Raw genomic sequence first — 8,304 nt, 5'->3', positions numbered from 1 at the left:
CGTACGACTCACACCCGGAACAGGCGCCGAACATCGAAGCCCGCCCCGGACGACACCCCACCCCGGCACCGACCCCGACCCGAAACCACCCCACCCCGGCACCGCCCAGCCACGGCACCCACCCGACAGGGCAACCGCCCACCCGAACCCCGCCCGGCCACGGCACCCACCCGACAGGGCAACCACCCAGCCAGGGCAACGGTCCGGCAGGGCAACCCCGCCACCCCCGAACCGCCCGGCCAGGGCAACGGCTACGCCACCAGCAACGGACTCCCGCTCCGCCGGAGCCACGCCCGGTACGGCGGGGTGCGGAGCGCCGCTTCGCGGTACGCGTCGCGGAGGTCCTCGAACACCTCCGCGTGCTCCCCCGGCCGCGTCGCCAGCAGCAGCCGCACCGCCAGCGGGTCCCCCGACAGCGGCCGGATGGCCATGTCGTCGCGCGGCCCGGACGTCGGCTGGCACGGCGCCACCGCTTCCCCGGACACGATCAGCGACGTCGCGGTGTGGTAGTCGGCGTGCAGCACGGGCGGGTCGACTCCCGCGTCCGCGAAGACCCGTCTGAGGCCGTCCCATTCGCCGTCCACCGAGGGGTCCACCGTCCAGCGGTCGCCCGCCAGGTCCTGTAACGCCACCACCGGCGACCGCGCGGCCGGATGGTCCCGGGACATGGACACGAACTGCGGCTCGCGCTCCATGAGTACCCGCAGCTCCAGCCCGGCCGGCACCCTCAGCGGGCTGCCCTCCACCTCGTGGACGAACGCGACGTCCAGCTGCCCGCCGGCCGTCATCCGCAGCAGCGCGTTCGCGGAGACGTCGACCACCAGCGACGTCTCCCGCTCCGGCGCGCGCCGGTGCAGCCGCCGCAGCCATCCCGGCAGGGCCCGGCTCGCGGTCGAACCGATCCGCAGCCGTGGCCCGTTCGCCGCCGCGCGCGCCTCGGCGACCAGGGCGGCCATCTCCGCGAGCAGCGGCCGCGCCCGCCCGAGCACCGTGCGCCCGAAGGGTGTCGGCCGGCAGCCGGTGCGTTCGCGCAGGAACAGTTCGCCGTCCAGGGCCCGTTCGATGCGGCGCAGTTGCGTCGTCAGGGAGGGCTGGCTGACGCCGAGTTGCCGGGCGGCCTTGTGCAGACTCCCGGCGTCCTCGATGGCACACAGCGCGCGCAGGTGCCTCACCTCGAGCTCCATGACCCGAGGGTAGGCGGGCCCCGGGGACCGCACCAGCCGCCGATAGCCCCTCAAATCGCGCCATTGTGCGGCTAGTTGACCAAGGTGTGGTCTGCCCGAAACCCTCCCGATAGCTCCGCGCTATCGGGCTCTGACATCATCCCCCGGCCCCTTCGGCTCCCGCAGACTCCGGTACCGGATCACCCATCCACCCCCCACCGCACCATCCGAGTAGGAGCCCCCACATGCGCCACTCCCACAGGACCATGCTGTCCGCCGCCACCGTCGGCCTCGCCGTCGCCGCCGCCCTCGTCGGTGTCGCGCCCTCCGCCGGCGCCACCACCACCGCCCCCGCGGGCGGCCCGGCGAGCTACGCCGCGTACGAGCGTTCGCAGGAGAACGAGGCCGCCAACCGGGCCTTCTTCGAGGCCGTGAAGCGGTCGGTCGCCGAGCAGCGGGCCGCGAACCCGGGCGCGCTCGCCGTCACCGTCACCTACAACACGCGCAACGCGCCGAGCTTCCGCTCCCAGATAGCCACCTCGACCCGCATCTGGAACAGCTCGGTCACCAACGTGAAGCTGCAGGAGGTGTCCACGGGCGGGAACTTCGCGTACTACGAGGGGAACGACTCCCGCGGCTCGTACGCGAGCACCGACGGCCACGGCCGCGGTTACATCTTCCTGGACTACCGGCAGAACCAGCAGTACAACTCCACCCGCGTGACGGCTCACGAGACCGGTCACGTGCTGGGCCTGCCGGACCACTACTCGGGTCCGTGCAGCGAGCTGATGTCGGGCGGCGGCCCGGGCACCTCCTGCCAGAACGCCACCCCGAACAGCGCCGAGCGGACGCGCGTCAACCAGCTGTGGGCCAACGGTCTGGTCGCCTCGGGGCTGGACTCCAAGGGCTGACGACCGCCGCCGGCCGCAGGCCGCTAGGTCCTGTCCTCAGGAACGTACAGAGTGCAGTCCGGGTTCCGGCAGGGACCCGGACTCCACTCGGGTACGAAGATCCCCATGGACTTGCGCCGCCGGAGCACCGTCTCCACGGCATGCCCGCAGGCCGGACACGTCCGCTGCCCGTGTCCGGCCTGCGGGGCGACCGTCCCGCGCTCGTTCTGCTGCTGTTCACCGGCCATACCTCCACGGTAGGCCGTTTTCGTGCGTTATGGCGGGCTCGGCGCGGTGGGGCGGCGGGCGGTGCGGTCAGCGCTTGACGTCGTACGAGGTGATGACCTGGCCGCCGCCGAGGGCGGTGCAGCCGGTGAGCTCCAGGGGGCGCACCCCGAACCCGGCGCGGGACATCGGCATGCCGGTCCCGACGACGACCGAATAGGTCTTCACGATGTACTCGTCGATCTCGTCCACCAGCTGGGCCGCCAGGTCGGCACCGCCGCACAGCCAGATGCCGAGCCCGTCCCGCGCCTTCATCCCGCGCACCTCGGCGACGAGGTCACCGCTGATGAGCCGCACCTGCGGGTCCGGCGGGGTGGTGAGGCTGCGGGAGACGACGTACTGCTCGCGCATGTGGCCGTAAGGGCTGGTCAGGCCCGCCTTGAGGCCGGGCTCGTAGGTGTTGCGGCCCATGATCACCGTGTCGAAGCGCTTGGACGCGGCGTCCGCGATGCCGAGCTGCTCGCGCCCCGGACCGGAGATCGTCTCGGGGTACTCGGCCGCGAGGTGGCCGACGAACTCGGGGTCGAGGTAGCTGTAGATGAAATCGGCATCGCCGTCCGGGGCTCCGATGAAGCCGTCGACGGTGGTGGCGATGAAGTACGTGAGCTTGCGCAAGCGAGTCTCTTCCGTTCGGGAGTGCCACCGCTCCGGGACACGTCGATGAAAGTACTTCACTTGAAGTACTTTGCCAACCCCCAATTTCGGGGACCGGCACTCACCCCCGCCCCACGCCCTGCGCACCGCCCCGCGAGTCGCCCTGCGGCTTGCGCCACATCGGCCACATCAGCGGTCCGTCCGGCAGGCGTACGGCCTCGCCCGTGCATTCCCACCCGAGCCGCTCGTACAGCCGCATGCTCCGCTCGCTGCTCGCCTCCAGGTACGCCGGGACCCCCTCGCGGTCGCAGCGCTCCAGGACCGGCCGGATCAGCCCGGTGCCCAGCCCCTCGCCCTGCCGGCCGGGCGCGACCGCGATCATCAGCAGGTACTCGTGCTCCTCGGCGGTCGGGTGCACCTCGCCCGTGAGCCGGCCGACCAGCTCGCACCGCTCGTTGTCCGGGTCGGCGACCGCCCGCATCCTCGCCGGGACGTCGTCCTCGGCGGCCGCGCCCTCCGGATCGCCCGCCGGGATCCGCAGCCACAGCGCCGCCGCCGAACCGTCCGCCGTGCAGTCGATCCGGCCCTCGGCCAGGGCGACGTCCACGAAGACCCCGAGGAACTTGCCGTGCACGGCGGCCCGGTGTTCCGGGTCCGGGAAGACCCAGCTGCTCACCGGGTCGTTGCGGAAGGCCTCGTCCAGCAGGCGCGCGACCGCGTCCCGATCCGACTGATCCGCCTGACGTATCTCCAGCACCACGGGACACACCCTTCACTCACATGTCAACTACCGCGAGTGATCCTAGAGTTGCCGCGCCCGGTTCTCGCCACACGCCCCCGAAAAGGCCTGTTCCGGCGCCCCGCAGCGCCGGAACAGACCGCTCCGCGGCACCGGAACGAACCGGCCGCTACTTCGTGCGCCGCGTCACGAACTCCGCGAGCGCCAGCAGCCCGCCCGCCGCCGCCAGGTCGGGCACCGCCCGGGACAGCTCCTGCACCGCGCGGCCCATCCGGTCGGCGGCGTGGGCCTGCGCCCAGTCGCGGCCGCCGGCGCGTTCCACCGCCCGGGCGGCCCGGGCCACGTCGTCCTCCTTCACCGGACCCGCGTACAGGAGCGCCAGCTCCTCACCGGCCTCGGTGCCCGAGGTCAGGGCGGCCACGACCGGGAGGGACTTCTTGCGGGCCAGCAGATCGGCCCCGGCCGGCTTGCCGGTGTGCCCGGGGTCGCCCCAGATGCCGATCAGGTCGTCGATCAGCTGGAAGGCCAGCCCGGCCTCCCGCCCGAAGGCGTCCATCGCCTCGACCTCCTCCGGCCCGGCGCCCGCGTACAGCGCGCCCAGCGCGCACGCGCAGCCGAGCAGGGCCCCGGTCTTGGCCGTCGCCATGGTCAGGCACTCGTCGAGGGTGACGTACGTCCGCTCCTCGAAGGCACAGTCCGCCTGCTGCCCCTCGCACAGCTCGACGACACAGGCCGCGAGCCGGACCGAGGCGGCCGCCGAGGCCGGGTGGGGGTCCTCGGCGAGCAGCCGCAGCGCGAGGGCCATCATGGCGTCGCCCGCGAGGATCGCGGCTGGCGTCCCGAAGACGGTCCAGGCCGTGGGCCGGCCGCGGCGCCGGACGTCCCGGTCGATGATGTCGTCGTGCAGCAGCGTGAAGTTGTGCGCGAGCTCCACGGCGGCCGCTGCCCGTACGGCGTCCGCGGCCACGCTCCCCGGTGCTCCCAAGGCCTGCGCCGAGGCGAGCACGAGCGCGGGCCGGATGGCCTTCCCCGCACCGCCCGCGGCCGGAGTGCCGTCCTCGTGCTCCCAGCCGAAGTGGTACATCGCCACCCGGCGCATCGCGCCGGGCAGGCTCTCGACGGCCCGGCGGAGGGCCGGGTTGACCGTTTCTCTCGTGTCTTCCAGCAGGGCCGCCGCTTCCTGCCCCTCGCCCGTCGCCACGGCGTTCGCGGTCATCAGCGCCAGCGGCCGATCTCGACGTTCTCCAGGACGCCGAGCGCGTCCGGCACCAGGACGGCGGCGGAGAAGTAGGCGGTGACCAGGTAGGACATGATCGCCTGGTCGTCGATCCCCATGAACCGCACCGACATGCTCGGCTCGATCTCGTCGGGGATGCCGGGCTGGTGGAGGCCGATCACGCCCTGCTCGTCCTCGCCGGTGCGCATGCACAGGATGGAGGTCGTCCGGGCGGCGCTGATCGGGATCTTGGTGGACGGGAAGATCGGCACGCCCCGCCAGGAGGTCACCCGGGTGCCGGCGACGTCGACCGACTCCGGGTAGAGGCCGCGCTTGTTGCACTCGCGGCCGAAGGCGGCGATGGCCTCGGGGTGCGCGAGGAACAGTTTGGAGTCGCGCCGCATGCTGAGCAGGGCGTCGAAGTCGTCCGGGGTGGGCGCGCCGTCGTGGGGCTGGATGCGCTGGTCGTAGTCGGCGTTGTGGAGCAGGCCGAAGTCGGGGTTGTTGAGCATCTCGTGCTCCTGGCGCTCGCGCAGCGCCTCCACCGTGAGCCGCAACTGCTGCTCGGTCTGGTTCATCGGGTGGTTGTAGAGGTCGGCCACGCGGGTGTGGACGCGCAGGACCGTTTGTGCAATGGAGAGTTCGTACTCGCGCGGCCGGGCTTCGTAGTCGACGAAGGTCCCGGGGAGGACGGGCTCGCCGACATGGCCGGCGGAGAGGTCGATCGCGGCCTCGCCGTGCGAGTTGGTGCGCCGCGCGGGCCGGGTGCGTACGTGGTCCACGTGCGCCCGCAGCGAGCCGGCCCGGTCGGCGAGGAGCCGGAAGTCCTGCCGGGACAGCGTCAGGGCCGTACCGGCGGTGGCGGCGCGGGCGGTGTACTCCCAGATGGCCGCCTCGTCGGTGAGCGAGGCCTCGCCGAAGTACGCGCCGTCGGCGACGGTCCGCAGGACCGCGTCCTCCCCGTAGGGGCCGGGGCCGATCTGTTCGACGCGGCCGTGGGCGAGCAGGAAGACCTGGTCGGAGGGGCTGCCGAAGGAGGTGAGCTCCTGCCCGGCCTCGAAGTCGATCTGGCGGCAGCGCGCGGCGAGCTCGGTGAGCACCTCCTCGTCCTCGTAGTCGCGCAGCAGGGGCAGCTCGCCGAGCTCCGCCGGGATGACCTGGACCTGGGAGCCGGTCTTGGCGAACTCCACGACGCCGTTGCCGACGGAGTGGCTGAGGCGGCGGTTGACCCGGTAGGTACCACCGTGAACGGGGACCCACGGGAGCGTCTTCAGCAGCCACCGCGAGGTGATCTCCTGCATCTGCGGCGCGGACTTGGTCGTGGACGCCAAGTTCCGGGCGGCCGCGGTCCCGAGACTGCTCTGCGGTGTCCGGGATTCGGCTTCGGAACCTGCCTGGACCGACATGTCTGTCCTTTCGATCACTCCATGGGTGTGCGGGACGGAAGCCTTCCAGTGCGCCGCGCGACCGGACCACTACACAAACGGGTGGGACTGCTCCGAACGGGCGAGGGGCATGCTGAAAGGTTCAGCCACCTCCCCCTCAGCCCTCCCGCCCGCACCCTTTTCGGCCACCTCCGCGGCGGGACGACGGCCGGGTGGCCGGTTAACCACGCCCTCCCGCCACTCTCGAACGGATCTCCGCATGACGGAACGAGGCACTGGCCGAATACCGCCCTAGCCGCGGAAGGGCCCCCTCCACTACACCGTTAAGTGACGGAACGAACACACACGGTGAAAGGAGGCGGTCATGGCCGCACCCATGTCCGCGGACCGCTTCATCCAGGCCCTGCGCGCCGAGGGCCTGACCGTCGTGGAAGTGGGCGCCTGGCGCACCCACAACCGCAACCACAGGGGCCCCTGGGGCCCGGTGCACGGGGTGATGATCCACCACACCGCCACGCGCGGCACCGCGTACACCGTGGGGCTCTGCCGCGACGGCCACTCCGCCCTGCCCGGCCCCCTCTGCCACGGCGTGATCACCAAGGACGGCCGGGTCCACCTCGTCGGCTTCGGTCGCGCCAACCACGCCGGCGCCGGCGACTCCGACGTACTGGCCGCCGTGATCGCCGAAAGGCGGCTGCCGCCGGACCACCACGCCGACACCGACGGCAACCGGTACTTCTACGGCTTCGAGTGCGAGAACCTCGGCGACGGCGAGGACCCCTGGCCGGCCGTCCAGCTCGACGCGATCACCCGCGCGGCGGCCGCCGTCTGCCGCGTCCACGCCTGGGGCGCCCGCTCGGTCCTGGGCCACCGCGAATGGCAGCCCGGCAAGGTCGACCCCCGCGGCTTCACCATGGACCGGCTGCGCGAACGCGTCGCCGAACGCCTCAAGTGACTGGCCCGACAATGGGCTGGTGACCCACCCCGAACTGCGCCCCCGCCCGCCGTCCCCCCTCGTCGAGGCGGCCGACGAACGCTTCGGCGCGCACGGGGTACGGCTCCTCCTCAAACGGGACGACCTGGTCCACCCGGAGCTGCCCGGCAACAAATGGCGCAAGCTCGCGCCGAACCTCCGGGCAGCGCTGGAAACCGGCCACGACCGGCTCGCCACCTTCGGCGGCGCCTACTCCAACCACCTCAGGGCCACGGCGGCTGCCGGCCGGCTGCTCGGCCTGGAGACGGTCGGTATCGTCCGCGGCGACGAACTGGCCGGCCGCCCCCTCAACGACTCCCTCGCCCGCTGCGCGGCGGACGGCATGCGACTGCACTTCGTCACCCGCTCCGAGTACCGCCGCAAGGCCGAACCGCAGACCCTGGCCCGCCTCCTGGCCTCCGCGGGGGCCACGGGCGCGTACGTGGTCCCCGAGGGCGGCAGCAACGCCCTCGCCCTCACGGGCTGCGCGGAACTGGGCCGCGAGCTGCGCGGGGTGTCCGACGTGGTAGCCGTGGCCTGCGGTACGGGCGGCACGCTGGCCGGCCTCGCGGCGGGGCTGGCCCCGGGCCAGCGGGCGCTGGGCGTACCGGTCCTGGCCGGCGGCTTCCTGGGGGCGGAGATACGTTCCCTCCAGACCCTGGCCTTCGGCGGCCCGGCCGGCGACTGGACCCTGGCGGAGGGCTTCGACCACGGCGGCTACGCCCGTGTCCCGCCCGCCCTCGACGCCTTCGCCGCCGACTTCGAGTCCCGGCACGGGGTTCCGGTGGAGCGGATCTACGTGGCGAAGCTGCTCTGGGCCCTGCACGCCCTGACCGCGTCCGCCGCCTTCCCTCCGGGCACCACCCTGACCGCCGTCATCACGGGCGCCCCGTAAGCCGTTCCCCGGGCTCCGCCCGGACCCCGCGCCTCAAACGCCGGCGAGGCTGGGATGGGCAGCTGCGCAAGGGGGCGGGGACGGGGTGGGGTGTCGTCCGGGGCCAAAACGAGATGAATTCGGCGCCCGGTACCGAGCACAACCGGATCCGGAACAGGCGCCGA

At 72.7% G+C, this 8,304-nt stretch carries 8 protein-coding genes; 3 read left to right on the top strand and 5 right to left on the bottom strand.

Going from position 1 to position 8,304, the window contains the following annotated elements:
* Positions 1 to 251 precede the first annotated feature (251 nt).
* Positions 252 to 1,184: a LysR family transcriptional regulator gene (locus ACZ4WZ_RS33740; protein WP_467896915.1), complete on the bottom strand. Its 933-nt coding sequence runs from the start codon at positions 1,182 to 1,184 to the stop codon at positions 252 to 254.
* A gap of 224 nt (positions 1,185 to 1,408) precedes the next feature.
* Here ACZ4WZ_RS33740 and snpA point away from each other — a divergent pair, with 224 nt between their 5' ends.
* Positions 1,409 to 2,074 (top strand): snapalysin, encoded by a 666-nt coding sequence (snpA, locus tag ACZ4WZ_RS33735; protein ID WP_467896913.1) that lies wholly within the window; start codon positions 1,409 to 1,411, stop codon positions 2,072 to 2,074.
* Positions 2,075 to 2,368: 294 nt separating this feature from the next.
* Here snpA and ACZ4WZ_RS33730 read toward each other — a convergent pair whose 3' ends face one another.
* From ACZ4WZ_RS33730 to ACZ4WZ_RS33715, 4 genes are all read right to left on the bottom strand, one after another.
* Positions 2,369 to 2,953, bottom strand: a complete 585-nt coding sequence (locus tag ACZ4WZ_RS33730; RefSeq protein ID WP_467896911.1) for a dihydrofolate reductase family protein — start codon at positions 2,951 to 2,953, stop codon at positions 2,369 to 2,371.
* A gap of 100 nt (positions 2,954 to 3,053) precedes the next feature.
* Positions 3,054 to 3,692 (bottom strand): GNAT family N-acetyltransferase, encoded by a 639-nt coding sequence (locus ACZ4WZ_RS33725; RefSeq protein ID WP_467896909.1) that lies wholly within the window; start codon positions 3,690 to 3,692, stop codon positions 3,054 to 3,056.
* 148 nt (positions 3,693 to 3,840) lie between these two features.
* Positions 3,841 to 4,887 (bottom strand): family 2 encapsulin nanocompartment cargo protein polyprenyl transferase, encoded by a 1,047-nt coding sequence (locus ACZ4WZ_RS33720; protein WP_467896907.1) that lies wholly within the window; start codon positions 4,885 to 4,887, stop codon positions 3,841 to 3,843.
* Positions 4,887 to 6,293: a family 2B encapsulin nanocompartment shell protein gene (locus tag ACZ4WZ_RS33715; RefSeq protein ID WP_467896905.1), complete on the bottom strand. Its 1,407-nt coding sequence runs from the start codon at positions 6,291 to 6,293 to the stop codon at positions 4,887 to 4,889. Before ACZ4WZ_RS33715 ends, ACZ4WZ_RS33720 begins: the two co-directional genes overlap by 1 nt.
* Positions 6,294 to 6,636: 343 nt before the next feature.
* Here ACZ4WZ_RS33715 and ACZ4WZ_RS33710 point away from each other — a divergent pair, with 343 nt between their 5' ends.
* Both ACZ4WZ_RS33710 and ACZ4WZ_RS33705 read left to right on the top strand, forming a co-directional pair.
* Positions 6,637 to 7,227, top strand: coding sequence for an N-acetylmuramoyl-L-alanine amidase (locus ACZ4WZ_RS33710; RefSeq protein WP_467896903.1), 591 nt, complete (start codon positions 6,637 to 6,639; stop codon positions 7,225 to 7,227).
* Between the two features lie 19 nt (positions 7,228 to 7,246).
* On the top strand, positions 7,247 to 8,140 hold the full coding sequence (locus ACZ4WZ_RS33705; protein WP_467896901.1) for a 1-aminocyclopropane-1-carboxylate deaminase/D-cysteine desulfhydrase: 894 nt from the start codon (positions 7,247 to 7,249) through the stop codon (positions 8,138 to 8,140).
* Positions 8,141 to 8,304: the final 164 nt, after the last annotated feature.

The organism is Streptomyces sp. NPDC029122 (assembly GCF_055569445.1).
This window is presented reverse-complemented; position numbering and strand designations above follow the sequence as displayed.

What these genes read in the sequence shown, in the direction of transcription:
- ACZ4WZ_RS33740 (WP_467896915.1), bottom strand. Translation starts at nt 1,184, where the DNA reads ATGGAGCTCGAGGTGAGGCACCTGCGCGCGCTGTGTGCCATCGAGGAC.
- snpA (WP_467896913.1), top strand. Translation starts at nt 1,409, where the DNA reads ATGCGCCACTCCCACAGGACCATGCTGTCCGCCGCCACCGTCGGCCTC.
- ACZ4WZ_RS33720 (WP_467896907.1), bottom strand. Translation starts at nt 4,887, where the DNA reads ATGACCGCGAACGCCGTGGCGACGGGCGAGGGGCAGGAAGCGGCGGCC.
- ACZ4WZ_RS33715 (WP_467896905.1), bottom strand. Translation starts at nt 6,293, where the DNA reads ATGTCGGTCCAGGCAGGTTCCGAAGCCGAATCCCGGACACCGCAGAGC.
- ACZ4WZ_RS33710 (WP_467896903.1), top strand. Translation starts at nt 6,637, where the DNA reads ATGGCCGCACCCATGTCCGCGGACCGCTTCATCCAGGCCCTGCGCGCC.